This is a genomic window from Bradyrhizobium sp. BLXBL-03, from assembly GCF_051853015.1.
GTDB classification, from domain to species: Bacteria; Pseudomonadota; Alphaproteobacteria; order Rhizobiales; family Xanthobacteraceae; genus Bradyrhizobium; species Bradyrhizobium manausense.
This window is the reverse complement of sequence record NZ_CP182470.1, coordinates 1,592,668-1,618,667: the sequence shown is the minus strand read 5'-3', so window position 1 is coordinate 1,618,667 and position 26,000 is coordinate 1,592,668. Positions and strand designations below refer to the sequence as shown.

General features: G+C 64.0%; 17 protein-coding genes and 1 pseudogene. 9 read left to right on the top strand and 9 right to left on the bottom strand.

Features of this window, described 5'->3' with window-relative positions; genetic code table 11:
- Nucleotides 1-3: 3 nt before the first annotated feature.
- Complete coding sequence (locus tag ACNJX9_RS07695) at nt 4-1,032, bottom strand: glycosyltransferase family 2 protein (RefSeq protein WP_439408339.1); 1,029 nt, start codon at nt 1,030-1,032, stop codon at nt 4-6.
- Nucleotides 1,033-1,836: 804 nt separating this feature from the next.
- Between ACNJX9_RS07695 and ACNJX9_RS07690 the strand changes: the two genes are divergently transcribed.
- Nucleotides 1,837-4,128, top strand: a complete 2,292-nt coding sequence (locus ACNJX9_RS07690; protein ID WP_439408338.1) for an exopolysaccharide transport family protein — start codon at nt 1,837-1,839, stop codon at nt 4,126-4,128.
- Nucleotides 4,121-4,927, top strand: coding sequence for a WecB/TagA/CpsF family glycosyltransferase (locus ACNJX9_RS07685; protein ID WP_439408337.1), 807 nt, complete (start codon nt 4,121-4,123; stop codon nt 4,925-4,927). Before ACNJX9_RS07690 ends, ACNJX9_RS07685 begins: the two co-directional genes overlap by 8 nt.
- 140 nt (nt 4,928-5,067) lie before the next feature.
- Here the strand turns inward: ACNJX9_RS07685 and ACNJX9_RS07680 are convergent, their stop codons facing one another.
- Nucleotides 5,068-8,631, bottom strand: a complete 3,564-nt coding sequence (locus tag ACNJX9_RS07680; RefSeq protein ID WP_057752557.1) for a bifunctional diguanylate cyclase/phosphodiesterase — start codon at nt 8,629-8,631, stop codon at nt 5,068-5,070.
- Nucleotides 8,632-9,048: 417 nt separating this feature from the next.
- Between ACNJX9_RS07680 and ACNJX9_RS07675 the strand changes: the two genes are divergently transcribed.
- Complete coding sequence (locus ACNJX9_RS07675) at nt 9,049-10,416, top strand: LLM class flavin-dependent oxidoreductase (protein ID WP_439408336.1); 1,368 nt, start codon at nt 9,049-9,051, stop codon at nt 10,414-10,416.
- 15 nt (nt 10,417-10,431) lie between these two features.
- A complete protein-coding gene (locus ACNJX9_RS07670; RefSeq protein ID WP_439408335.1) occupies nt 10,432-11,217 on the top strand; it encodes a fumarylacetoacetate hydrolase family protein in 786 nt (261 codons plus the stop codon).
- A 107-nt stretch (nt 11,218-11,324) separates the two neighbouring features.
- Here ACNJX9_RS07670 and ACNJX9_RS07665 read toward each other — a convergent pair whose 3' ends face one another.
- Entirely contained in the window at nt 11,325-11,780 is a 456-nt protein-coding gene (locus ACNJX9_RS07665) for an Lrp/AsnC family transcriptional regulator (protein WP_439408334.1), read from the bottom strand.
- A 150-nt stretch (nt 11,781-11,930) separates the two neighbouring features.
- Between ACNJX9_RS07665 and ACNJX9_RS07660 the strand changes: the two genes are divergently transcribed.
- Nucleotides 11,931-15,380: an indolepyruvate ferredoxin oxidoreductase family protein gene (locus ACNJX9_RS07660; protein ID WP_439408333.1), complete on the top strand. Its 3,450-nt coding sequence runs from the start codon at nt 11,931-11,933 to the stop codon at nt 15,378-15,380.
- 115 nt (nt 15,381-15,495) lie between these two features.
- Here the strand turns inward: ACNJX9_RS07660 and ACNJX9_RS07655 are convergent, their stop codons facing one another.
- A complete protein-coding gene (locus ACNJX9_RS07655) occupies nt 15,496-16,407 on the bottom strand; it encodes a LysR family transcriptional regulator (protein ID WP_439408332.1) in 912 nt (303 codons plus the stop codon).
- 196 nt (nt 16,408-16,603) lie between these two features.
- Between ACNJX9_RS07655 and ACNJX9_RS07650 the strand changes: the two genes are divergently transcribed.
- The 4 genes from ACNJX9_RS07650 to ACNJX9_RS07635 all read left to right on the top strand — a co-directional run bounded on the left by ACNJX9_RS07650 (nt 16,604) and on the right by ACNJX9_RS07635 (nt 21,524).
- On the top strand, nt 16,604-17,785 hold the full coding sequence (locus tag ACNJX9_RS07650) for an HlyD family secretion protein (protein ID WP_439408331.1): 1,182 nt from the start codon (nt 16,604-16,606) through the stop codon (nt 17,783-17,785).
- Between the two features lie 120 nt (nt 17,786-17,905).
- Nucleotides 17,906-19,525, top strand: a complete 1,620-nt coding sequence (locus ACNJX9_RS07645; RefSeq protein WP_439408330.1) for an MDR family MFS transporter — start codon at nt 17,906-17,908, stop codon at nt 19,523-19,525.
- Between the two features lie 23 nt (nt 19,526-19,548).
- Entirely contained in the window at nt 19,549-20,010 is a 462-nt protein-coding gene (locus ACNJX9_RS07640; protein WP_057752577.1) for a carboxymuconolactone decarboxylase family protein, read from the top strand.
- 182 nt (nt 20,011-20,192) lie between these two features.
- Nucleotides 20,193-21,524: an IS1182 family transposase gene (locus ACNJX9_RS07635; protein WP_439407697.1), complete on the top strand. Its 1,332-nt coding sequence runs from the start codon at nt 20,193-20,195 to the stop codon at nt 21,522-21,524.
- 132 nt (nt 21,525-21,656) lie between these two features.
- Here the strand turns inward: ACNJX9_RS07635 and ACNJX9_RS07630 are convergent.
- The 5 genes and pseudogenes from ACNJX9_RS07630 to ACNJX9_RS07610 all read right to left on the bottom strand — a co-directional run bounded on the left by ACNJX9_RS07630 (nt 21,657) and on the right by ACNJX9_RS07610 (nt 25,981).
- Nucleotides 21,657-22,516 (bottom strand): annotated as a pseudogene (locus ACNJX9_RS07630) (D-amino-acid transaminase).
- 182 nt (nt 22,517-22,698) lie between these two features.
- A complete protein-coding gene (locus ACNJX9_RS07625; RefSeq protein WP_439408329.1) occupies nt 22,699-23,430 on the bottom strand; it encodes an amino acid ABC transporter ATP-binding protein in 732 nt (243 codons plus the stop codon).
- A 13-nt stretch (nt 23,431-23,443) separates the two neighbouring features.
- On the bottom strand, nt 23,444-24,136 hold the full coding sequence (locus tag ACNJX9_RS07620; protein ID WP_057752587.1) for an amino acid ABC transporter permease: 693 nt from the start codon (nt 24,134-24,136) through the stop codon (nt 23,444-23,446).
- 4 nt (nt 24,137-24,140) lie between these two features.
- Entirely contained in the window at nt 24,141-24,872 is a 732-nt protein-coding gene (locus tag ACNJX9_RS07615; RefSeq protein ID WP_439408328.1) for an amino acid ABC transporter permease, read from the bottom strand.
- 155 nt (nt 24,873-25,027) lie between these two features.
- The gene (locus tag ACNJX9_RS07610; RefSeq protein WP_228749366.1) at nt 25,028-25,981 is read right to left on the bottom strand and encodes an amino acid ABC transporter substrate-binding protein; all 954 of its coding nucleotides are present in this window, start codon (nt 25,979-25,981) and stop codon (nt 25,028-25,030) included.
- Nucleotides 25,982-26,000 lie beyond the last annotated feature (19 nt).

Below are 26,000 nucleotides of genomic sequence, written 5' to 3'. Positions count from 1 at the left end.
CCGTCAGGAGACGATCTTCGAGGCCTCATAAGGCTTCGGATCGAAGCCGAATGCCGCGAGCGCGGACCCGACGGCCACCAGCAAGGGATGCATCGCCACGACGGCCCTCGATGACGTCAGCAGGCGGAGCGAGCGGACCAGAGACAGCGGCAGCCGTCCGAGCGTCTGCGCAAACAGACGCGCCCGTGCCGACGCACCGTGCGCGGCCTTGGATCGCACACGATAGTTGATGACCCCGATGCGCAGGCCCCGCCTGGCGATCCAGCCGAAGCCAGTGCGGCTTTGCGGCACGGTCTCGGTGATGACGGCTTCCGCGGTCCAGTGGAAGATCATGCCGGCATTGCGGCCGCGATAGAAGAAGTCGCAATCGCCGCCGCCGAGAAAATTGAACTGCAGATCGAAGGCGGGGCTGCCGAGCCGGTCGAACGCAGCGCGCGTGATCAGGCAATTGCCGCAGCCATAGATCATCGGCACAGCACCGGTATAGTCGTAGGCCGGGCAGAAGGCGGGATGACGCGCGAGCCAGGGCTGGCTGTCATCGTCAAACACGGGCAGCACCGGTCCGCCGACAATGTCGGCACCGGTCGCCTCCGCCGTGCGAACCATCAGCTCGAGCCAATCGGGCGAAGCGATCTCGTCGTCGTCGATCATCAGGAAGCGGGTCGCGGCAGGAAACACCGCCTGCGCCGTCTCGAACGCGGCGTTGATCGCCCGGCAATTGCCCTGCCGCTTCTCGACCAGACAGATGCCCTGGAGTTTGCCTGACGCGAGGTATTCCGCAGCCACCGGCGCGCTCGCGCGTGCTGCCGCATCGTTCTCGACCATGACCACCGCGAATGAGCGCGGGGTGCGCTGATTGACCAGCGAATCCAGCGTCAGCCGCAGATGTTCAGGTCGGCGGAAACAGGGAATGCAGACGACGATGCCGACCGAGAGGTCGATGACGCGCGAACTCGCCGCGATCTCCCTGAAGGGATCGCGCAAGCTTTCCGAGATCCGGCTGGCGGACAAATCTGTCGGGATCAGCGTCATTGCGTTCTCAATGCCTGAGATATGTTGAGAAAGCCCTGCCTCGACTGTCCCGCGACGGCACGGCCGCACGGGACAGAAGCGTCCCAGCATGAGCGGCCTGCCCGCGTGATCAAATTGCACCGCGACGTCGATGTCGCGTCCGTGGAGGCGTCCTGTCATGCGCTTGATCGCTTCGCGTGCTTTTTCCTGCAAATTCCGTCGCGCCTCACACTGCAATTCGCAGTCCATCACGCGCCAGCGGCGCAGGCACGAACGATGCCGTAGTTAACGCGGGGTCTGATTAACCCAGCTGTAAGCACCGCGATCGGCGATGCCCCGCGGCACCGGATTTGCTCTTCGAGGTCGCGAGATTTTTCCTGTAAATTTAAGTCGAACAAGCGCGGTTGGAAACAATGGGCAGGTCAGCCAAGATCGATCTCGCGACGGCGACGCGGCCGAAGCTCAAAGCCTTCGACGGTGCCGCCGATCTCCGGCGCGGCGACTGTCACGTCGTTCTGCGGAGGCGCTGAGCCATGCGCGCGCTGATCGGCCGTCAAGCGACGATGCCGGACCGGTGCGCGCCGCCGGGCACGCATGGTAACGAACCGTTAATCACTGCAGGGCTGCCGGCACCGAGGCGGCCCAACGACGCGGCAAGAGGCGGCGTGCCCTTAAACGCTTTGTTTGCCATTTCGGTGAATAGTCCCTCAATGAGTATGGTTAATTTTCCCTGTTGCGTTGATTGCGCACCTATATCCCCGGTGCGAGGCGTAAAGCGAAGAGTAACCCCTCAGCCCGCGACCGTTGCAATGAAAGCTGGGGACTATGCTTGACTACAACCAGCCGATCGATCGGGCCAAAAATCCGACCGGGTCGGAAGCCTCGCGGCGGAGATCCGAGTCCAGCTTCAACGTGCTGGAGCTCGCCGGCCTGCTGTGGCGGCGCAGGATCGCGATTGCCTCCGCGGCACTGATCGGCGCGTGCCTCGCCGTCACCGTCGGCAAGAGCCTGGCACCCCGCTACACCGCGACCGCGCAGCTCTATGTCGATCCGCGCGAGCTTCAACTGGTCGATCGCGAGCTGACGCCGCGCGCGCAGGACGTCTCCGGCATGTCCATGCTGGTGGAGAGCCAGGCGCGCCTCATCACCTCCAACAGCGTGCTGCTGCAGGTGATCCAGCAGGCGGGTCTCGACAAGGATCCGGAATTCGGCGGCAGCGACGGCAAGACCCTGGCTGCCTCCTTGCTCGGCCTGATCGGCCTCCAGCTCCGCACGCCTTCCGCTGCGGAAGCCAAGGAAGTGCAGCTCGCCGCGCTCGACGCGCTGAACAAGCACATCACGATCCGCAAGACCGAAAAGAGCTTTATCGTCGACATCGAAGTCTGGTCGACCGATCCGGCGAAGGCGGCGATGCTGGCCAACACCCTGACCAGCACCTACCTCACGGAATCCCGCAACTCCCAGGCCCTGGCGGCGCGGCGCGCCACCAGCGAATTGTCGGGCCGGCTGAAGGAGCTGCGCGAGCGGCTGCGCAACGCCGAGACCGCGCTTGCCAACTACAAGGCCCAGAACAATTTCGTCGGCACCCAGGATTCGCTGATCTCCGATCAGCAACTCTCCTCCAGCAACCAGCGCCTGTCCGCGGCCCGCGCGGCGACGATGGACGCCCAAGCGCGGCTGGACCAGATCGAGGCCAACAAGCGGACCGCCGCGGATGCTGGCGCAATCCCCGAAGCGCTGCAATCGCCGACCATCGCCAATTTGCGCGCGCAATATGCCGACGCCCGCAAGAAATATGCGGAGCAGACCGCCGAACTCGGCCCGCGCCACCCGGCGCTGCGGCAGACCGAGAAGCAGGTCGAGGATCTCAAGCGCACCATCAACGAAGAGATCGATCGCTTCGCACTGTCCGCCAAGAACGACCTGACCCGCGCCCGCGATTACGAAGCCTCGCTCAACCGGGCGCTGGAGGTGCAGAAGCGACAGAGCGTGCAGCTGAGCCAGGCGGCGGTGCGCCTGCGCGAGCTCGAGCGCGAAGCCGACGCAAGCCGCGATGTCTACCAATCATTTCTCAAGCGCTCGCGCGAGACCGAGGAACAGGAAGCCCTGAACACCTCGGCGGCCCGCGTCATCGGCGAAGCCACGATACCGCAACGCCGCTCGTTCCCGCCGGGCATGACCCTGTTCGCAATGATCGGCTTCGGCTTCGGCGCGCTCGCCGCCATCTTCTGGTTCGTCGCGGCCGAGCATCTGTTCAATGGCACGACCGCCCCCGAACCGAGCCGTCGCGAACGCAAGCCTGAACCCGAAATTGCGATGCCTGAGCCCGAAGCCACCGCGCCTCTGCCTGCGCTCGCGCTGGTCGAGAAGCCGCTGATCGCCCGGCTCCAGGAGGCGGACGTGATCCGCACGCTCGGCGCCATTCTCGCAACCGGCAGCGGCGTCGACCTGACCCGAATCGGCTGGCCGACACTCCGGCCCGGATTTCCGTTGACGACGCTGCTCAACGCGCTGCGCGACATGCGTGCGGCGATGGCGCGCCGCGCCGGCAGCAAGACGATGCCCGTGATTGCGCTGGTCGGGGCCGGGCAGACCTCGGAGCGCAGCGTGACCACGTTGAACTTCGCGCTCGCGGCCGCGCGCGACGGCAGCCGCGTGCTGATGGTCGATGCCGACCATCAATCCCACGCGCTCTCGAACAGAATCAAACGCCCGGGCAAGAGCGAAACCGGCAAGGTGGGCTGGTTCTCGATCGGCAGCAAGGCCGCGCGCGAGATCAAGACCGTGAACGGCATCTCGGTGCTGCCGGCGACCGAGACCGATGCCGGCAAGGCCACTGAGTCGATCCGCCAGGCCATCGCGCAGGCGCGCGCGGCCGGCGGTTATGACCTCGTCATTCTCGACGGCCCCGCGATGCCGCTCTCGGCCGCCGGCCGCAAGCTGCTCGATGGCGCTGACGCGCTGGTAGCGGTGCTGCCGACCAGCCACGACATCAACGACAGCATGGAAGAGATCCTGACCGCGCTCGGCGCCGCCCAGCGCAAGCTGGTCGGTGTCGTGCTCGACGAGCTCACCCCGGCAACCCAAACGCTCCAGCGAGGCAAACAATATGCTTGAGCGCCGCGTCAATCTCGAAGGTCGGGCTGCAACCGCCGACGTGCCCCGGATCACTGTCGGTGGCCTGCGCATGGCTGCGCTCGACCTGGAAGCCACCGCCGACTTCATGATCGCTGCGACCGATCAACGGCACCGCATCAACCGGCCGCTGTACCTGACCTCCGCCAACGGCGAGGTGCTGGCGCGCTGCTCGACGGAGCCGCAGATCGAACGTCTGTTCCGCGCCGCCGATCTGATCAATGCCGACGGCCAGCCGCTGGTGGCGGCCTCGAAGCTGCAGTCCTGGTTTCCATTGCCGGAGCGCGTTGCCACGACCGACCTGTTCCATGTCGTCGCGCGCAAGGCGGAGGTGACCGGTCGCACCTTCTACATGTTCGGCGCCAGCGATGAGGAGAACGCCGCGGCCGTCAGGCGCGTCCAGAACATGTATCCGAGGCTCAAGATCGTCGGATACAGCCATGGCTATCTCGATGGCGAGGCGCTGCGGGCCAAGGTCGACGAGATCAACGCGCTGGCGCCCGACTTCCTGTGGGTGGCGCTCGGCGTCCCCAACGAGCAGGCTTTTGTCGAGGAATACACGCCGCGGCTGACCAATGTCGGCGTCATCAAGACGTCAGGCGGCCTCTTCAACTTCCTGTCGGGCAGCCGCTCCCGCGCGCCGCGATGGATGCAGAGGGTCGGGCTTGAATGGGCCTGGCGCACCTGGCTCGAGCCGCGCCGTCTGTTCTGGCGCTATCTGACCACCAATCCCCGCGCGATCTATCTTCTCTTCAGCCGCAACCGGCCGGTCAATCGCTAAAGACCTAAAGCGCGATGTGATCAGGATGAATCACAATCGCGCTTTTAGGTTATTGTTTGAGCATGATCTTTTCGAAAAACCGCTGCACACTTTTCCGGATCATGCTGTAGCGCATCCGCCTCGATTGCGTTGCGCAGCCGTCAGACGATTGCGCGTTTCAACACCGGTCCCGCCTCGTCCACGGCCAAGTCCGTCTCCGGCTGGAGCGGCGGCGCGATCGGCAGCTCGATCGGCCGCAGCAGCTCGGCCACCTGCTTCGCCGGCAACGGCCGGGAGATCAGGAAGCCCTGCATCTCGTCGCAGCCATGGGTGCGCAGGAACGCCTCCTGCTCGGCATTCTCGACGCCCTCGGCGACCACCGTCATGCCGAGCGCCTTGCCCATGCTGATGATGGCCTGCGCGATCGCCTGGTCCTCCGAATCCTGCGGCAGGTCGCGCACGAAGGAACGGTCGATCTTGATCGTGTCGATCGGGAAATGCTTCATCAGCGACATCGACGAATAGCCGGTGCCGAAATCGTCGATTGCCAAGCGGATGCCGCGGCTCTGGATCGCATCGAGCACCTTCAGCGCACGCCCGACATTGCGCATCATCATGCTCTCGGTGACCTCGAGCTGGAGCAGCACCGGCGACATGCCGGAGGCCGCCAGCGCCTCGTCGACGTCCTGCAACAGATGCTCGTCGGCGAACTGCCGCGGCGACAGGTTCACCGCCATCGACAACGGCAGCAGGCCGCGGCGCTGCCAGGCCATCGCCTGCGCGCAGGCTTCCTTCAGCACCCAGCGGCCGATCGGCACGATCAGGCCGGTTTCTTCCGCGAGCGGGATGAACTGCGCCGGCGAGACGTTGCCGAGATCGGGGTGGTTCCAGCGGAGCAGCGCTTCCACGCCGGTGATCTGCCCCGTCTCAATGTCGACCTTGGGCTGGTAGTTCAGCGAGAACTGCTCCCGTTCGAGCGCCCGGCGCAACGCGCTTTCGAGCGACAAACGTTCGATCGACTGCGTCTTTACTTCCTTGGAGAAGAGGCGATAGCCGTTCTTGCCGTCTTCCTTGGCGAGGTACATCGCCATGTCGGCGTTCTTGGTCAACGTCTGTGCATCGGCGCCGTTGGCCGGATACATCGCGATGCCGATCGACGCCGTGGTGTGGCATTCGTGACCGGCGAGCTCCATCGGCTCGGCGAGTGCGGCGAGCAGCCCGGCGGCGATGCGCTGGACATCGTCGATCTCGCCGCACTGATCGAGGATCACCACGAACTCGTCACCGCCGAGGCGCGCCACAACGTCGCTGGCCCGCAGCGCGCCGCGCAAGCGATTTGCCACCTCGAGCAGGAGCAAATCGCCGGCCTCGTGTCCGAGCGAGTCGTTGATGACCTTGAAGCGATCGAGATCGATAAACAGCACTGCGAAGCGGTGATCATGGCGCTGCGCGTTGTCGATCGCTTCGCGCAACAGCCCGTTGAAGGTCTCGCGGTTCGGCAGATCGGTCAGGCTGTCATGCGAGGCGAGGTATTCGATCCGCTCGTCGGCTTTGTTCTTCTCGTCGGCGCGATCGAAATTCTCCATCGCGAAAGAGACGTTGTCGGCGAGACGCTGCAGCAACTCGACGAACTCGGATGTGAAGGTGTCCTGTTCCGTCGACATGTAGATCATGACGCCAACGGCCTTGTCGTGCGTGATCAGCGGAAATGCCGCGCCGGAGCGCGCGCCGTCGATCCGGACGACAGCATGGAAGGCGCTGACGCGGCCGTCGTTGACGTAGTCGTTAACGATGCAAGGCTGGCGGGTGCGGAACGCCGTTCCGCTCATGCCACGGCCTTCGGGCCGGTCGGCGTCGACGGAGAGACGGACGTTGCGGGTGGTCTCGGCGGAAGGTCCCGCGCTTGCGACGATCGCGAGCCGATCGCTGTCGGCACTGGCGAGCGCAATGGTCGTCGAGGTAAACTTGCCGCCGGTGGACGCGGCCCGGCAGACGAGCTCGAACAGCTCAGTGCGAGACTTGGCGCGCACAATCGCTTCATTGGTGGCGCTGAGTGCCGCGAACATGCGCGTCAGGCGCTCCTTCTGCGCTTCGGCCCGCGCACGTTCGTCGGCCCGATCGAAATTGTCGAGCGCAAAGGCGACATTGGCCTGCAGCCGCTGCAGCAGTTCGACAAATTCCGGCGTGAAGGTGCCGCGCTCCGGCGAGTTGAACACGAATACGCCCTCGATACGGTCGCCGCTGAACAGCGGCAACGCCGCGGCTGATCCGATGCCGTGGCGGCGGGCATTGTCCGCCCAGGGCTTGATCCGGTCGTCGGACAGCACGTCGTTGCTGATGCAGGGCTGACGGGTACGGAAAGCCGTTCCGGTCAACCCGCGGCCTTCGGGCACCTGATCCGAGGTCGAAAATCTGAAGTTGCGAACCGCATCTGCGTTCGGACCGTAACAGGCGGCGACGCGGAGCAGCTCGGCCTGGTGATCGACCAGCGCGATGGCGGCCGAGGTGAATTTGGCGCCTTTGGCCGTTGCTTCGCAAACGAGATCGAACAGCTCGGCACGCGAATGGGCGCGCAGGATCGCCTCGTTGGTCGCGCTCAGCGCCGCATACATGCGCGCCAGGCGTTCCTCCTCCTCGGCGATCCGGGCCTTCTCGGCCTCGCGGTCGAAATTGTCGATCGCAAAGCAGACATTCTCGGCGATGCGCAGCATCAGCCCGACCACTTCGCCGTCGGCGGCCCAGGACTGGCTGAGGAAGGCCAGGATGACGCCGATGCTTTGGCCGTGCTTGACCAGCGGCGCCGCGACAAGCGCGGCGACGCCGGTGTTGACGTTGGGCTGCTCCCACGGCGTTCCCTTGGTGCGACGTGCGAGATCACGCTCGACAATGGGCTTCTGTGTTCGAAACACTTCGCCGGAAATGCCGCGGCCGTAGGGATTGTCGGGATCAGTAGAGTAAAGTGTCTGCGCCACGGTCTCCAGATTCTCGCCGGTGCCGGCGACGGGCTTCAACCAGTGAGAATCCGGTTCCTTCAACAGAACGAAGGTCGCCAGCGACTTGCCGCCGTGCACGGAGGCGTCGCACACGAGCTGATACAGCTCCTGCTCGTTCTTTGCACGAAGGATGGCTTCATTGGTCGCGCTGAGCGCGCCGAACATGCGGTTGAGCCGCCGCGTCGTCCGCTCGCTGGCCTGCCGCGCGGCCTCGCGCGCAAAATTCTCCAGCGCGTAGGAAATGTTGGTCGACATGCGCTCGAACAGCGACACGATCTGCTCGTTCAGCGAGTTGGCCTCGCTGCGGGTCACGTACAGCACACCGACGCTGCTGCCGTTACATAGAAGCGGTAGCGCCGCCGCGGCGCCGATATTCGCTTTGGTCGCGCCCTCACGCCATGCCAGCGAGCGCGGATCATTCAGATAGTCGTTGCTGATGCAGAGCTTCTGGGTGCGAAACGCCTCGCCGCCGACACCCAAGCCCTCGGGCGCGCCGGCTTCGGTGGTGATCTTGAGCGCGCGCAGGCGAGCCACGTCGTCGCCACGACCGGCAGCGAAACGCAGGTGCTGGCCCTCCGGCTCCACCAGGAACACCGCGACAGCCATGAAGTCTCCGCTGGAAAACCCGGCGTCGCAGACCATCTGGTACAGCTCCTCCGGCGATTTCGCGTAGAGGATCGCTTCGTTAATGGCGCTCAGCGCCGCAAAGGTGCGCGCGAGTGACGTCGACACGATCTCAACTCCCGGGCATTTCTGCCGATTTTTCCCGGGTACCTTATGAATAGGGATCGCCTAAGTGGTCGTTATTGCGGCAGGGAAACCGCCAATCAGGGTGAACGAGCAGCGAATGATAGCTGAAAAATGTCCGGGAATACCGCCGCGCGGCAGGAGCCTTCGACCAAAGGCGCGCTCTGTCTACGAATTTGCAGCCCTGTATTGGTTTACGGGAGATTGATATCGCACCTCCGCTTTGAGACGATGGCATCCAACAACAGGTCCGTTAAGGGCACGAAAGCCGAGGGAACGCCATGCCGATCATCAAGGCCGACCGCCTCACGCGCGTCAGCGCGGCGCTGCTCCGAGCCGCCGGCGCCTCCGAGGACTTCCACATCGCCCTCGATCTGTCCTGACACATCCGGAGACAGCAGCATGGACAGGCAGATGGTCCTGGTCGGCTTCCTTCAGGCGCAGAACTGCACGAACTTGCCGAGCTCGTGGCGGCATCCGGACTCGCGCAGCGACTTCATGTCGGCGGATTATTACCAGGAGATCGCGAAAATTCTCGAAGCCGGCAAATTCCACATGGCCTTCTTCGACGATCGTCTCGCCATGCCGGACCGCTACGGCAACGACCACGCCCATACCGTCGAATACGGCATCCGCTGCGTGAAGATGGATCCGATTGTCGTGCTGACCACGATGGGCATGGTGACCGACAAGCTCGGCCTAGGGGCAACCTGCTCGACCACCTATTACGAGCCGTTCGACGTCGCGCGCCGCTTTGCCACGCTCGATCTGATGTCCGGCGGGCGCGCGGGCTGGAACGTCGTGACCTCGCTCAACGACGGCGAGGCGCTCAATATGGGACGCGACTCCCATCCGGAACATGATTCCCGCTACGACAAGGCCGACGAATTCATGGAGGTCGTGCTCGGCCATTGGGACACATGGGGGGACGGCGCGCTCATCATGGACAAAAAGACCGGCCGCTTTGCCGATCCGACCAAGGTGAAGCGGCTCGATCACAAGGGCGCGGCCTTCAAGTCCCGCGGGCCGTTCACCGTGCCGCGCTCACAGCAGGGCCATCCTGTCATCATCCAGGCCGGCGCATCCGGCCGCGGCCAGCGCTTTGCCGGACGCTGGGGCGAGGTCATCTTCACCGCCGCGCGCAATCTCCAGGGCGCCAAGGACGGTTACGCCGCCGTGCGCAACGAGGCCGCCAAGGCCGGCCGCGATCCTGATCAGATATTCATCTGCAATCTGACCACCCCGGTCTGCGCTGCGACCAAGGCGGAGGCCGAAGACAAGATGGCGCTGATCAACAAGCTGCCGCTCGAGATCGACGCACTGTCGCTGCTATCAGAAGCGCTCAATTACGATTTTGCTTCCAAAGGTCTCGACGAACCGCTGACGACGGACGACCTCAGGAGCATGCAGGGCATTCTGGGCATCCGCGACGGCGTGCTGAAGGCTTCGGGCAAGAGCAATCCGAGCGCGCGCGACTTTGTCACCTTCTCCGGCCGCGGCCACGTGCATGACGCCATGGTCGGCGGCCCCAAGGAAATCGCGGACAGACTGGAAGAAATGTTCGTCGAGCGCGGCTGCGACGGCTTTGTCATCGCGGCGACGTACGTGCCCGGCTCCTATGCCGATTTCGTGCAGCATGTCGTGCCGGAGCTGCAGCGGCGCGGCCTGTTCCAGAAGGACTATCGCGGCAAGACGCTGCGGGAGAATCTCGGCTTGGCGCGCCCGGCTGCCGGTGCCTGGAAAGTGCAGCCGCACGATGCCGCGGAATAACAACAAGGACAGAACATGCGCTGGCTGAAATTCACCGCCTCCGGCAAGACCTCCTGGGGCGTGGTCGAAGGCGATCAAGTGATCGCGGTCGACGGCGATCCTCTCAGTGAATGGCAGCGCACGTCGCGCACGCATCCGCTGTCGCAGGTGAAGATCGAGTTGCCGCTGATCCCCCGCACCTTCTACTGCGTCGGGCTGAATTATCTGAAGCACCTCAAGGAAGCCGCCGACAAGGCCGGTACGGTGCCGGCCGTGCCTGATCGCCCCGAGATCGGCTACCGCGCCCAGAATGCGCTGATCGCGCATGACGAGGATGTCGTGATCCCGTCGCTTGCGACGGAGAAGATCCATTACGAGGGCGAGCTCGTGGTCGTCATCGGCAAGAAAGTGAAGCACCTCAGCGAAGCGAACGCGATGGAGTGCGTGTTCGGCTACACCATCGGCAACGACGTCAGCGAACGTTCATGGCAAAAGGCCGATCGCAGCCTGTGGCGCTCGAAGAATGCCGACACGTTCAAGCCGATGGGTCCCTGGATCGAGACCGAGGCTGATCTTGCCAAGATGGAGACGATCGTGCGCGTCAATGGCAAGGAGACCAACCGCTTCGCGACGAACGACATGATCTTCGGCGTGGTGCCGTTCCTGGTCGAGCTGACGAAGTATTTCACGCTGTGGCCGGGTGATGTGATCTGGATGGGCACCGATGGTGCGTCACCTGACATCAAGCACGGCGATGTCGTGGAGATCGACATCACCGGTGTCGGGACGTTGCGGAACAGGTTTGTGCGGGAGCAACGGTAACCGGTGCCGTAGGGTGGGCAAAGGCGCTCTTGCGCCGTGCCCACCATCTTTCTCCGCCATGAAATAACGTGGGCACGCTTCGCTTTGCCCACCCTACGGCAGCTTCTTCAAAACGGCAGCGCGACGCTGGTCTTGATCTCCTTCAGCACTACATTGCTGCGGACGTAGCGAATGCCGGGGATGCGGAACATGAACTCGTCGAGAAAACGATTGTAGGCCGCCATGTCCTGCACGACGACGCGCAGGTGATAATCGGCATCACCGGTGGTCGCAAAACACTCCAGCACCTCGCGGCGCGTGGTGACGCGCGAGACGAACTCGTCGACGAATTTGGCGTCGTGCCGCTCCAGCGAAACATGGAGGATGGCCGACATCGCAAAGCCCGCCTGCTCGCGCGCGATGAGAGCGGCATAGCCGCGGATGACGCCGCTGTCCTCGAGCGCGCGCACCCGGCGCCAGCAGGCCGAGGTCGACATGCCGACCTCGTCGGCGAGCTGCTGGTTGGTGGCGCGACCGTCCTTCTGGAGGTGAGCGAGAATCCTGACGTCCTGGTCTTCAACCATCGAGAGCCTCAAATTGATAAAATATGCCACATTTCGTCGGAATTAGCAAAAATCTGCCGATATAGTAGCTTAACTGGGAAAAATAGGTAAGACCTACCAGTCCCCCGGGCCTAACCTTCGCTATCGGCAGGACGCCGCGCGAGGTCCACCATGGACGCCATTCCGTCACTCGATGCCTACGAGCTCTCCGACCGCTACGATCGCGAGGAGGGCCGGGTCTTCCTCACGGGCACGCAGGCCATTGTCCGCATCGCACTCGATCAGGTGCGACGCGACCGGGCGGCGGGGCTCAACACCGCCGGCTTCATCTCCGGCTATCGCGGCTCGCCGCTCGGCGGCATCGATCTCGAGCTCTGGCGCATCCAGCAGCGGCTTGAGAAAGACCGCATCGAATTCCTCCCCGCGGTGAACGAGGACCTCGCGGCGACCGCGGTGCTCGGCTCGCAACAGGTGGAGACGCAAGGAGAGCGCGAGGTCGATGGCGTATTCGGGCTGTGGTACGGCAAGGGCCCCGGCGTCGACCGCTCTGGTGACGCGCTCAAGCACGGCAACGCCTACGGCTCCTCGCCACATGGCGGCGTGCTGGTCGTCGCCGGCGACGATCATGGCTGCGTGTCGTCCTCGATGCCGCACCAGTCCGACGTCGCCTTCATGAGCTGGTTCATGCCGACGCTGCACCCCGCAAGCGTCGACGAATATCTTGAATTCGGCGAATATGGCTATGCGCTGAGCCGCTTCTCCGGCATGTGGGTCGGCTTCAAGGCGATCTCGGAGATCGTGGAGTCAGGCGCCTCCGTCGCGCTGCGCCCGCCGCGCCTTTTTCGCACACCCGACTTCAGGCCGCCGCCTGATGGACTGCACTATCGCTGGCCCGATCTGCCGGGCCCGCAAATCGAGGAGCGGCTGGAGGCGAAGAAACACGCGGTGTACGCCTTCGCAAAAGCCAATCCGATCGATCGCCACATCTACGACATTCCAAACGCCACCTACGGCATCGTCACCACAGGCAAGGCGCATCTCGACCTGATGGAGGCGCTGCGGCTGATGGGCCTCGACGAGGCCGCCTGCCGCAGTATCGGCATCGATATCTACAAAGTCGGCATGGTCTGGCCGTTGGCGCTGCACGACGCCATGGATTTCGTGAAGGGCAAACGCGAGATCCTCGTGGTCGAGGAGAAGCGCGGCATCATCGAGAGTCAGTTCAAGGAATATTTTTACGACTATCCCGGCGCCAAGCCCGAGCGCATGGTCGGCAAGCATGACGAAAACGGCGCACGACTGATCTCCTGGATCGGCGAGCTGTCACCACGCGCACTGGCTGGCGTGCTCGCCCGCCGACTCGATCCGATGTTTCCAGGGCTCAATCTTGCCGCGCGTGCGGCCGCCCTGATGCCGGAAGCTGCGCGCACGATCAACGTCTTGGGCGCAACACGTACGCCGTATTTCTGCTCGGGCTGCCCGCACAACACCTCGACAAAAGTGCCCGAGGGCTCAAAGGCGCTGGCCGGCATCGGCTGCCATTTCATGGCGAGCTGGATGGACCGCGAGACCTCGTCGCTGATCCAGATGGGCGGCGAGGGCGTGAACTGGGCGGCATCGTCGCGATTTACCGGCCACAAGCACGTGTTCCAGAATCTCGGCGAGGGCACCTATTACCACTCCGGCTCGATGGCGATCCGCCAGGCGATCGCTGCGAAAGCCAACATCACCTACAAGATCCTGTTCAACGACGCCGTCGCCATGACCGGCGGCCAGCCGGTCGACGGCCCCGTCAGCGTGCAGGCGATCGCGCACAGCGTCCGCGCCGAGGGTGTGAAGCGCATCGCGCTGGTGTCGGACGATCCCGCACAATTCTCGCCGGCGAACCTACCTGATGGCGTCACCATCCATCCGCGCGAGGAGATGGACGCGGTGCAGCGCGAGCTGCGCGAGGTCTCCGGCGTGTCGGTGCTGATCTACCAGCAGACCTGCGCCACCGAGAAACGGCGGCGTCGCAAGCGTGGGCAGATGGCCGATCCCAAGCGCTTCGCCTATATCAACGACCTCGTCTGCGAGGGCTGCGGCGACTGCTCGGTCGAGTCCAACTGCCTCAGCGTCGAGCCGAGAGAGACCCCGTTCGGCCGCAAGCGACAGATCAACCTGTCCGCCTGCAACAAGGACTTTTCCTGCCTTAACGGCTTCTGCCCCAGTTTTGTGACCGTCGAAGGCGCGACGCGGCGGAAGAAGAGCGCCAGCCAGATCGACGCGATCGGCCATGCAGCGACGCTTGCCCTTCCCACCCCCGCAACGCTCAATCGGCCCTACGACCTGCTCGTGACCGGTGTCGGCGGCACCGGCGTGATCACGGTCGGCGCGCTGATCGGCATGGCCGCTCATCTCGAGCGTCGCGGCGTCTCGGTGCTGGACTTCACCGGCTTTGCCCAGAAATTCGGTCCCGTGCTGAGCTACATCCGCCTGGCCGCAAGCCCTGAGGCGCTGCATCAGGTCCGTATCGACCAGGGTGCAGCCGACGCGCTGATCGGCTGCGACCTCGTCGTCAGCTCCTCGCCCAAGGCCTCCGGCACCTATCGCCGCGGCACGCGCGCGGCGATCAACACCGCAGAGATGCCGACGGGCGACGTCGTCCGCTTCCGCGACGCCGATCTCGCCTCGCCTGCGCGCCTGCGCGCAATCCGGCAGGTCATCGGCAACGACAATGTCGACAGCATCGACGCCAATGCGCTCGCCGAGCGCCTGCTCGGCGATGCCGTTTACGCCAATATCATCATGCTGGGCTTAGCCTGGCAGCGCGGACTGGTGCCGGTCTCGCTATCGGCGCTGCTGCGCGCGATCGAACTCAATGGTGTCGCGATCGAGCGCAACAAGCAGGCCTTTGCGTGGGGCAGGATCGCTGCCGCCGATCCGGGCTTCCTGCCGCAGACGAATGAAGCGCCGAAGGCCGAGACGCTCGACCAGATCATCCTCAGACGCTCCGATTTCCTTACGGCCTACCAGGATGACGCCTACGCGGCGCGCTACCGGGCGCTGGTCGGAAAAGTCCGCGAGGCCGAAGCCGGGCTCAACAGCGAGGCGCTGACCGAAGCCGTCGCGCGCGCCCTGTTCAAGCTCATGGCCTACAAGGACGAATATGAGGTCGCGCGTCTGCACATGCAAAGCGGCTTCCTCGACGAGCTGAAGCGCGAATTCGAAGACGGCTTCAGCGTGCAGTATCACCTCGCGCCGCCATTTCTGCCGTCCGGTCACGACGCGCGCGGCCGCCCGCGCAAGCGCGCTTTCAGCCAGTGGATCCGGCTGCCGCTCGCGGTATTGGCGCGGCTCAAGGTGCTGCGCGGAACGCCGTTCGATCCGTTCGGCTATGCGGCCGAGCGGCGAACCGAGCGCGAGCTGATTGCCTGGTACGAGAGCATCATCGCGCAAATGCTCGGCAAGCTCGATGCTGCGCATCTGCCCGATCTCATCGCCATCGCCAAAGCGCCGATGGAGATCCGCGGTTATGGGCCGGTGAAAGACGTCGCCATCGCGAAAGTGAAGCCCGAGGTCGAGCAGCTGCTGGCGCATCTTGCCGCATCTTCGCCGGCGAAGATGCGCGCCATCGGTTGACGCTCTTGTAGGGTGGGCAAAGCGGAAGCGTGCCCACCACCTCCATCAATCGGAAGAGATCGTGGGCACGGCGCAAGGGCGCCTTTGCCCAGCCTACCGCACCGACGTCTGCGTCTCACGAATACGGATTGATCAGCTTCTGCTGCTCGGCGCTGTGCTGTACCAGCATGTCGATGAAGGTGCGCACCTTCGCCGACAGATGATGGCGATGCGGATAGACCGCGTTCATCGACATCTCGACCGGCCGGTATTCCGGCAATAGGCGCACCAGCCGCCCGGAATCGAGATCGTCGCGCACCAGAAATCCCGCGAGCAGGCCGATGCCGGCGCCCTCGAACACCGTCCGTCGCAGTGCCTCGCCGCTGTTGGTGACAAGGCTGCCCGAGATCCGCACGGAGGCCGGGGCGCCCTTACGATCAAAGAAACGCCATTCGTCGCCGAAGGGATAGTTGAGGTGACGGGCGCAATTGTGCTCGGTAAGCTCGGCGAGCTGCTGCACCCTGCCGTGCTTCTCGAGATAGTTGTGCGAGCAGCACAGCACGTGGCGCCAGGTAGCGAGGCTACGGACGATCAGGCTGGAATCCGGCGGCGGCGTCATGCGCAGCGCAACGTCGTAGCCCTCCTCGATCAGATCGACATTGGCTTCCCCCATGCGTAAGTCGACCTTCACCTCCGGATAGGTCGACAGCAGCTTTGCCACGACGCCCGCCACGAATGGCACCATATGGGTGGCGACGTGGATGCGCAGCGTGCCGCGCGGCACCGACTGCAATTCGCCGGCGATGTCGTCGGCCTGTTCGATGTCAGCAAGGATCTGGACGCAGCGGTCGTAATAGGCCTTGCCGATTTCGGTCAGGTTGACCTTGCGCGTGGTGCGGTGAAGCAGCCTCACCCCGAGCCGCTCTTCCAGCGCCTGGACGTGGTTGCTCACCATGGTGGTCGACATGTTGAGCTTGCGGGCTGCTGCGGAAAAACCGCCGGTCTCGGCCACCCGGCTGAACACTTCAATGCTGGTCAATCGGTCCATGGCACCACCTCGGCAGCAATCGCGCGACAGGAACGGCAATCGCTCTGGGGCAGTCGCGAGCCTCACCCGGTAGACATCAGGCACCAAGCCGGCGGCCCCGATTATCCACCTTGAATGGATAATCCTTCCAGAATTTTGCCAATTATCACTTGCCCCGGCAAGACCGATAGTCTCAGCGAGCCGACCGGAGAGCGCCATGTCTGAAATGCCCCGCACCGAGACCTTCCAGCAAGCTACTGAAATTACGCGTGGTTACGCCAAGGCGCCGGCAACAATCGCGGCCCGCAAGATGGTTCGACGCGCGGCCCTGACGCTCGCGCTCATCGCCGGCGCTGCAACCATGGCCTATTACGGGCACGACTACTGGACCACCGGCCGCTACCTTGAAACGACCGACGACGCCTATGTGAAGGCGGATTCCACCATCATCGCCCCGAAGGTCTCCGGCTATATCGCGAAGGTGCTGGTCGGCGACAACGAGAAGGTCAGGTCCGGCCAGGTGCTGGCCCGGATCGACGACCGCGACTTCAAGGCGGCGCTCGGCCAGGCCCGCGCCGACGTTGCGGCAGCCGAAGCCTCCGTGCGCAACCTCGACGCCCAGCTCGAGCTGCAACAGCCTGTGATCGCGCAGAGCACCGCCGACGTCACGGCCGCCGATGCCAATCTGAAGTTTGCGCAGGAAGAGCGGGCCCGCTACGACGAGCTGATGAAGTCTGGCTCCGGCACGATCCAGCGCGCGCAGCAGACCGATGCGGCGCTCCGCGCCAGCAACGCGCAATTGCAGCACGCCCAGTCGGGCCTCGTTGCCGCACGACGCAAGGTCGACGTGCTGACCACCCAACGTGCACAGGCCATTGCGCAGCTCGATCACGCTCGCGCGGTGGCCGATCAGGCCGAACTGAACCTGTCCTACACCGAGATCACCGCGCCTGTTGACGGCACCGTCGGCGCGCGCAGCCTGCGGGTCGGCCAGTACGTGCAGGCCGGCACGCAGCTGATGGCGGTGGTTCCGCTCGATGCGGTCTACGTCGTCGCGAATTTCAAGGAGACCCAGCTCACGCATGTTCGCGCGGGCCAGCCGGTCGAGCTGCACGTCGACAGTTTTCGCAATCGCACGCTGCATGGCCATGTCGACAGCCTTTCGCCGGCCAGCGGGCTTGAATTCGCTCTGCTGCCTCCCGACAATGCGACTGGCAATTTCACCAAGATCGTGCAGCGCGTGCCGGTGAAGATCGTGCTCGACGATCACAGCCTCACGGGCCTGCTGCGCCCCGGCATGTCGGCGGTGCCGACGGTCGATACCAAAGCAACGGTAGTGGCCGAGCGCGAGACGGCCAAGCGCATCGCCGACAACGCGCCGCGGCCAAACGGAGGCTGATGTCGCCGAGGATCGCGGCAGGATCGTCAAGTCCTGCCTGATGATCCTTCCCGGACTTCCCTTGTTATCGAAACGTCCCGACCAACGCATCCTGTCTCCCGTATCAGAGACGAGGCTTCCATGAGCACGCTTCAACCGACACTCGATGCCGCATCGGCCGCCAACCTCCCGGCCCCACAAGCAGCCGCCGCAACGCCTGTCGTCTCCGCGAGAACCTGGATCGCCGTGGTCGGCGCCACGCTCGGCGCCTTCATGGCGGTGCTGAACATCCAGATCGTCAACGCTTCGCTGGCCGACATCCAGGGCGCGATCGGCGCCGGCATCGACGACGGCGGCTGGATCTCGACCTCCTACCTGATCGCCGAGATCGTGGTGATCCCGCTGTCCGGCTGGCTCGCGCAAGTGTTCTCGATCCGCATCTATCTGCTGACCAACGCGATCCTGTTCTTGGGCCTGTCGGCAGCCTGCGCGCTGGCGCAGGACCTGCCACAGATGATCGTGCTGCGCGCCGTGCAAGGGTTTAGCGGCGGCGTGCTGATCCCGATGGCCTTCACGCTGATCATCACACTCTTGCCGCGTGCCAAGCAGCCGGTGGGGCTTGCACTGTTCGCGCTGTCGGCGACGTTCGCGCCGGCGATCGGCCCGACGATCGGCGGCTATCTCACCGAGAACTTTGGCTGGCAGTACATCTTCTACGTCAACCTCGTGCCCGGCGCGATCATGGTCGGCATGCTCTGGTATGCGCTCGAGCCCAAGTCGATGAAGCTGTCACTGCTGCGCGACGGCGACTGGGCCGGCATCATCACGATGGCGATCGGCCTCTCCGCCCTTCAGACCGTGCTGGAAGAAGGCAACAAGGACGATTGGTTCGGCTCACCCTTCATCGTCAAGCTCAGCGTGATCGCGGCCGTGGCGCTGACCGTGTTCCTGATCATCGAGCTGACCGTGAAGAAGCCGCTGTTGAACCTGCGCCTGCTGGCCCGCCGCAATTTCGGCTTCGGCATGCTCGCCAATTTCCTGCTCGGCGTCGCGTTGTACGGCTCGGTCTTCATCCTGCCGCAATATCTGGCGCGCATCCAGGGCTACAATGCCGAGCAGATCGGCACGGTGCTGGCCTGGACCGGATTGCCGCAGCTGGTGCTGATCCCGCTGGTGCCGCGCCTGATGCAGAAGTTCGACGCGCGGATCATCATCGCCATCGGCTTCGTGCTGTTCGCCGGCTCGAACTTCATGAACATCTTCATGACCAACGACTACGCCGCCGATCAGCTGCTCTGGCCCAACGTCGTCCGCGCCGTCGGCCAGGCGCTGGTCATGGCGCCGCTCTCGGCGGTCGCAACATCGGGCATCGAAGCCGAGAACGCGGGATCGGCCTCCGGCTTGTTCAACATGATGCGCAACCTCGGCGGTGCCGTCGGCATCGCGCTCCTGCAGACCGTGCTGACCAAGCGCGAACAGTATCATTCCAACGTGCTGATGCAGTCGGTCTCGGTGTTCGAGCAGGCCACCCGCACGCGGCTGGAACAGCTCACGCAGTATTTCATCAGTCACGGCGTGCTCGACCGTGCGGATGCGTCGCATCGCGCCTATGTTGCGATCGGCCATGTCGTACAGAAGCAGGCTTACATCCTCGCCTTCAGCGACACGTTCTATCTGCTCGGCATGGCGCTGATCGTGGCCCTGATCGCGGTTCTCTTCCTGAAGAAGCCCGGCCATGTCTCGGCCGGGGAAGCCCACTGACCCCAAGCCAAAGGAGAACGACCATGAAGCCCCGCATGAATTTCTACCAGGCCGCCCCCGATACGATGAAGGCGCTGATGGCGCTGGAAGAGCAGATCCAGTCGACCGGACTCGAGAAGTCGCTGATCGAGTTGGTCAAGATTCGCGCCTCGCAGATCAACGGCTGTGCCTTCTGCATCAACATGCACACCGAGGACGCCCGCAAGCGCGGCGAGACCGAGCAACGCATCTATCTGCTCAACGCCTGGCGCGAGTCTCCGCTCTATACCGACCGCGAGCGCGCCGCGCTGGCCTGGACCGAATCTGTGACGCTGATCTCCGAGACGCACGCGCCCGACGATGTCTATGAGCAGGTCCGTGCGCATTTCTCCGATGCGGAGACGGTGAACCTGACCATGCTGATCGGCGCCATCAACGCCTGGAACAGGCTGGCGATCGCGTTCCGCGCGGTACATCCGGTGAAGGTGAAGGCGTCGGTGGCGTAAGCTCACCACAACGACGGTCTCGTAGGGTGGGCAAAGGCGCACTTGCGTCTTGCCCACCATCTCTCCATGCATTCAAGAAGACGTGGGCACGCTTCGCTTTGCCCACCCTACGAGACTGTGAATCTTTTGTACCGCGTGTCGGGCGAATGTGATTCTCTAGGCAGACTGATCTGCTGGAGAGGATGATGGCTGACGAGGGACTTTTTGGCGAATTGCCGGATCAGTCGGCGCCACGAACCGAAGCGGTGCCGCGGGGTGCACCTCGGCTGCGCGAGCCCGTGCGCAATCAGGTCGAATTGCGGGCGGTCGATATCGACAGCCTGATCGGGCAGGATCATCTGGCCCGGGTGATCTGGGCTTATGTCGAGGGGCTCGAGCTGAGCGAGCTGGAAGATCGGGTTAAGGCACGGGAAAACAGGCCGGGCCATCCGGCGCCATCACCCCGGCTGCTGCTGGCGCTTTGGCTGTACGCCACGAGCGATGGCGTTGGCAGCGCGCGGGCGTTGGATCGGCTCTGCGACAGTCACGACGTCTACCGCTGGCTCTGCGGCGGCGTGTCTTTGAACTATCACACACTGTCGGATTTCCGGGTCGGCTGCGCGGACCTGCTGGACCGTTTGCTGGTCGAACATCTGGTGGCTCTGAATGAGGCAGGGCTGATTGATCTGGAGAAGCTGACCCAGGACGGGGTGCGGATACGGGCGAATGCGGGGGCCGGCTCGTTCCGGCGGGAGGCAACGCTCGACCGGCAGATGGCCCAAGCGAAGGCTGTGGTGGAAGAGCTCAAGCGCGAGGTCGATGCGGATCCGGAAGCCAGCAACCGGCGTATCAGGGCGGCCAGAGAGCGCGCGGCACGCGAACGCAGTGAGCGGGTGCAGGCTGCGCAGAGGGCTTTGGACGAGATCAAGCGGAAGCGCAAGCAACTCGACGAAAAAGGCGGCAATGGCAAAAAGCCGAAGGAGCCCCGGGCCTCCACCACCGACCCGCAGGCAAGGGTGATGAAGATGGCAGATGCCGGCTTCCGCCCCGCCTACAATGTGCAGGTGGCCAGCGCGGCCGGCGAACTGATCGTGGTCACGGTCGACATCGACAACAACGGATCAGATCGCGGCTTGATGCGGCCGATGCTGGAGCGAACGCGCACTCGGCTGAAGCGCTTGCCGCGTCGCTACCTCGCCGATGGCGGGTTCTGCAGCGGCGAGGACATCGAATGGGCGCACGGTGAAGGCGTCGAGGTCTACTGTCCTCCGCCCAACTCCAGGAGCGGTGTCGATCCCTTTTTACCTCGGAGCAGCGACGGTCCTGGCGTCGCGGCCTGGCGGGCTCGCATGGCCAGCGAAGCCGGCAAGGCACAGTACAAAGCCCGCACGATCTGCGAATGCATCCATGCCCGGTGGCGGAACTGGGACCTCAGGCAATTGACCGTGCGCGGCATCGAGAAGGTCCGTGCCGTCGTGCTCTGGTACGCCCTCACCAACAACATCCTGCAAGGACACCAACTGGCAAAAGCATAGACAGCACAGCCATCCCCCGGCGGTTCGACATCGACGGCCCCCGACATCAGCGCGGGCGCTACCCACTCTTTAATATCGAACGCGGAAATGGCTCACAGGCTCTACGATAGCTACGGCAGCGGTGCGTGTCGCCTAAACCGCCGTCGCCTTGGCGAACTCCACATAGATCTCGCGCAGGCGCGTCGCCATCGGGCCGGGCTTGCCGTCGCCGATCGTCTTGCCGTCGACGGCGATCACCGGCTGCACGAATGCCGAGGCCGAGGTGATGAACGCCTCCTTGGCGGCGAGCGCCTCGGCGACCGTGAAGGAACGCTCTTCGACGCGAAGCTGACGCTCCTGCGCAAGCGCGATCACCGCCTTGCGGGTGCAACCCGGCAGGATCGCGTTCGAATTCTGTCGGGTGACGATGACGTCGTCCCTGGTCAGGATGAACGCCGTGGACGAGCCGCCTTCGGTGACGTAACCGTCTTGCAGCATCCAGGCTTCACCGGCGCCGGCTTCTGCCGCGGCCTGCTTCGCCAGCACCTGCGCCAGCAGCGCCACGCTCTTGATGTCGCGGCGCTCCCAGCGGATGTCGGGGACCGTGATGACGTTGATGCCGGTCTTTGCGACCGAGGCGTTGATGATGTCCTTTTCCGAGGTGAACATCACCAGGCTCGACTTGACGTCGGCCTTGGGGAACGGGAAGTCGCGACTCTTGTCGGCGCCGCGGGTGACCTGGAGATAGACGAGGCCGTTTTCGAGCTTGTTGCGGGCGATCAGCTCTTTCTGGATCTCGTGATGCGATCGAGCGTCTCCGGCAGCCTGAGCTTGATCTCGCCGACCGACCGCTGCAGCCGCGCCAGATGCGAGGCGTTGTCGACCAGCTTGCCGTCCAGCACGGCCGAGACCTCGTAGATGCCGTCGGCGAACAGGAAGCCGCGATCGAGCACCGAGATTTTCGCGTCTGCGAGCGGGACGAATGAGCCGTTGACGTAGGCGATCGGGTCCAAGGCGGGTCTCCTGGCGGGAAGGGGGATTTGGGGCGCTTATACGCGAAACGGGGGCACCAAGCACCCTCGTTTCGTCATTCCGGGGCGGCGCGTAGCGACGAGCCCGGAATCCATCTCACGCCATGGACTGCCGCCCGATGGATCCCGGGTTCGCGCGATGCGCGCCCCGGGATGACGACCGCTTAATGCGACAGAATCTTCGACAAGAACTTCTGTGCGCGGTCGCTTCTCGGCTTGCCGAAGAAATCGTCCTTCGGGGCGTCCTCGACGATCTCGCCGCGATCCATGAAGATGACGCGGTTGGCGACCTTGCGGGCAAAGCCCATTTCGTGGGTCACGACCATCATGGTCATGCCTTCGCGGGCGAGATCGACCATGACGTCGAGCACCTCGCTGACCATTTCCGGATCGAGCGCCGAGGTCGGCTCGTCGAACAGCATCACGATCGGGTCCATCGCGAGCGCGCGCGCAATGGCAACGCGCTGCTGCTGGCCGCCGGAGAGCTGTGCCGGAAATTTCTGCGCCTGCTCCTTCAGGCCAACGCGCTCCAAGAGCTGCATGCCCTTGGTGACCGAATTGTCGTGGGCCCGGCCGAGCACCTTCTCCTGCGCAAGGCAGAGATTGTCGATGATCTTCAGATGCGGGAACAGCTCGAAATGCTGAAACACCATGCCGACGCGCGAACGCAGCTTCGGCAGATTGGTCTTGGGATCGTTGACCTTGGTGCCATCGACACGGATGTCGCCGCTCTGGAACGGCTCCAGCGCGTTGACGCATTTGATCAGGGTCGACTTGCCCGAGCCCGAGGGGCCGCAGACCACCACGACCTCACCCTTGGTGACGCTGGTGGTGCAGTCGGTCAGCACCTGGAAGGTCGGGCTGTACCATTTGTTGACGTGGCTGATTTCGATCATGACCGGCTTTACTCTAGCGGATGATGGCGATGCGCGCCTGGAGGCGGCGGACGCCGAAGGACGCGATACAGGAAATGGTGAAATAGACGATTGCGGCAAACAGATACATCTCGACCAGACGGCCGTCGCGCTGCGCGACCTTGCTGGCGGCGCCGAGGAAGTCGGTGATCGACAGTACGTAGACCAGCGAGGTGTCCTGGAACAGCACGATGGTCTGCGTGATCAGCACCGGCAGCATGTTGCGGAACGCCTGCGGCAGCACGACGTAGCGCATGGTCTGCGCGTAGGTCAGGCCGAGCGCGCTGGCCGCGGCCGGCTGCCCGCGCGAGATCGACTGGATGCCGGCGCGCATGATCTCGGAGAAATAGGCCGCCTCGAACATGATGAAGGTGATCAGCGAGGAGGCGAACGCGCCGACGCTGATGGGGCGCGACGCTCCGGTCAGCCACTGGCCGATATAGGGCACCAGAAAATAGAACCAGAAGATCACCAGCACCAGCGGCAGCGAGCGCATGAAGTCGACGTAGACGCCGGCGATGCGGCCGAGCACCTTGTAGCCGGACAGCCGCATCAAGGCGATCGCCGTGCCGAAGACGAGTCCACCGAATGCTGCGAGGCCCGTCAGCATCAGCGTGAACGTCATGCCCTCGTAGAATAGGTAAGGCAACGCGCGGATGATGACGCCGAAATCGAAATTGCTGAACATGGCGCTATTTCCCCGTGATGTAGCCGGGGATCGCGACCCAGCGCTCGAGGAAGCGCATCGCGGTCACGACGACGGCGTTGACGAGGAGATAGAGGATGGTCGCGGCCGTGAAGGCCTCGAACACCTGGAACGAGAATTCCTGCATCGAGCGCGCCTGCCCGGTCAGCTCGATCAGGCCGATGGTGATGGCAACCGCGGTGTTCTTGATGGTGTTGAGAAACTCGGAGGTCAGCGGCGGCAGGATGATCCGGAACGCCATCGGCAGCAGGATGTAGCGATAACCCTGCATGGTGGTCAGCCCGAGCGCGGTGGCGGCCATCTTCTGCCCGCGCGGCAGCGAGGAGATGCCGGCCTGCAATTGGATTGCGACACGAGCCGACATGAAGAAGCCGATACCGATCGCCGCCGTCCAGAACGGCGCGTTCGGCAATTGCTTCAGCCACAGGCCGGCGGGCTTCGGCAACAGCTCCGGCAGCACGAAGAACCACAGGAACAGCTGCACCAGGAGCGGCATGTTGCGGAAGAACTCGACCCAGCAGAAGCCGAACCAAGACGCCGCCTTGGACGGCAGCGTTCGCATCACGCCGACGATCGAGCCGAAGATCAGCGCGATGATCCAGGCGAGCACCGCCGTCTTCAGGGTCAACACCAGGCCCGACAGCAGCATGTCGAGATAGGTGCCGTTCCCCATCGGATTCGGCTCGAAGAAAATTCCCCAGTTCCAATGGTAGTTCACGTGTCCCCCGCGCGAACGCGCCCGTCAGAGGTGTCCCGGGCGCTTATGCAAATGTCCGGCCACTCCCTCCAGAATGGCCGGAATTTCTTACCTCTCCCCGCATCCGGCTTCGCCAAGGCTTCGGCGGACAAGAGCGGGGAGAGGCGAACGGCATCCTACTTGTAGTCGTCCGGATTCGGCGAGTCCGTCGGCTTGGCGAACTCGTTCTTCAGCTCGGGCGAGATCGGCGTGTTCAGGTTCAGGCCCTTTGGCGGGATCTTCTGGGTGAACCATTTGTCGTAGATCTTTTCGCCTTCGCCAGAGGTGTAGAGCGCAGCCGTTGCCGCATCGACCACCTTCTTGAAGGGCGCGTCGTCCTTGCGCAGCATGATGCCATAGGGCTCGGGCTTGGAGAACGCATCCTTGGAGATGGCGTAGTCATCGGGCGACTTCGAGCCGGCGACGAGGCTGGCGAGCAGGATGTCGTCCATCACGAAGGCGACCGCCCGATCGGTCTCGACCATCAGGAAGGCTTCGGCGTGATCCTTGGCCGGGATGATGTTGGCGCCGAGGCCCTTTGAGACATTGGCTTCGGTGAGCTGCTTGATGTTGGTGGTGCCGGCGGTGGACACCACCGTCTTGCCCTTGAGGTCGTCGATCGACTTGATGCCGCTCGACTTCTTGAAGACGTAGCGGCTGGCGGTCAGGAAGTGGGTGTTGGTGAAGGCAACCTGCTTCTGGCGCTCGGCATTGTTGGTGGTCGAGCCGCATTCAAGGTCGATGGTGCCGTTCGCCATCAGCGGGATGCGCGTGGCCGAGGTCACCGGGTTGAGCTTGACCTCGAGCTTGTCGAGCTTGAGCTCCTTCTTCACGGCGTCGACGATCTTGTAGCAGATGTCCATCGCGAACCCGACGGGCTTCTGGTTGTCGTCGAGATAGGAGAACGGGATCGAGGAGTCGCGGAAGCCGAGCGTGATGGCGCCGGTGTCCTTGATGTTCTTCAGCGTGCCGGTGAGCTCCTCGGCCCCAGCCTGGCTCACAGCAAAGGTGGCGACCAGCGCGAGGCCGATGTGACGGAAATGTTTCACTTTTTCTCCCCTTTCGGATGATGCGGCCGGATGCAAGCACATCTCGGGCCGGATTAGAATG

Bases quoted from the DNA above. Each gene is read 5' to 3' on its own strand.
- ACNJX9_RS07645 (WP_439408330.1), top strand. From the start codon at position 17,906: ATGAGCACGCTTCAACCGACACTCGATGCCGCATCGGCCGCCAACCTC.
- ACNJX9_RS07685 (WP_439408337.1), top strand. From the start codon at position 4,121: ATGCTTGAGCGCCGCGTCAATCTCGAAGGTCGGGCTGCAACCGCCGAC.
- ACNJX9_RS07620 (WP_057752587.1), bottom strand. From the start codon at position 24,136: ATGTTCAGCAATTTCGATTTCGGCGTCATCATCCGCGCGTTGCCTTAC.
- ACNJX9_RS07625 (WP_439408329.1), bottom strand. From the start codon at position 23,430: ATGATCGAAATCAGCCACGTCAACAAATGGTACAGCCCGACCTTCCAG.
- ACNJX9_RS07675 (WP_439408336.1), top strand. From the start codon at position 9,049: ATGGACAGGCAGATGGTCCTGGTCGGCTTCCTTCAGGCGCAGAACTGC.
- ACNJX9_RS07655 (WP_439408332.1), bottom strand. From the start codon at position 16,407: ATGGACCGATTGACCAGCATTGAAGTGTTCAGCCGGGTGGCCGAGACC.
- ACNJX9_RS07665 (WP_439408334.1), bottom strand. From the start codon at position 11,780: ATGGTTGAAGACCAGGACGTCAGGATTCTCGCTCACCTCCAGAAGGAC.
- ACNJX9_RS07670 (WP_439408335.1), top strand. From the start codon at position 10,432: ATGCGCTGGCTGAAATTCACCGCCTCCGGCAAGACCTCCTGGGGCGTG.
- ACNJX9_RS07610 (WP_228749366.1), bottom strand. From the start codon at position 25,981: ATGTGCTTGCATCCGGCCGCATCATCCGAAAGGGGAGAAAAAGTGAAA.
- ACNJX9_RS07695 (WP_439408339.1), bottom strand. From the start codon at position 1,032: ATGACGCTGATCCCGACAGATTTGTCCGCCAGCCGGATCTCGGAAAGC.
- ACNJX9_RS07650 (WP_439408331.1), top strand. From the start codon at position 16,604: ATGTCTGAAATGCCCCGCACCGAGACCTTCCAGCAAGCTACTGAAATT.
- ACNJX9_RS07660 (WP_439408333.1), top strand. From the start codon at position 11,931: ATGGACGCCATTCCGTCACTCGATGCCTACGAGCTCTCCGACCGCTAC.
- ACNJX9_RS07640 (WP_057752577.1), top strand. From the start codon at position 19,549: ATGAAGCCCCGCATGAATTTCTACCAGGCCGCCCCCGATACGATGAAG.
- ACNJX9_RS07690 (WP_439408338.1), top strand. From the start codon at position 1,837: ATGCTTGACTACAACCAGCCGATCGATCGGGCCAAAAATCCGACCGGG.
- ACNJX9_RS07635 (WP_439407697.1), top strand. From the start codon at position 20,193: ATGATGGCTGACGAGGGACTTTTTGGCGAATTGCCGGATCAGTCGGCG.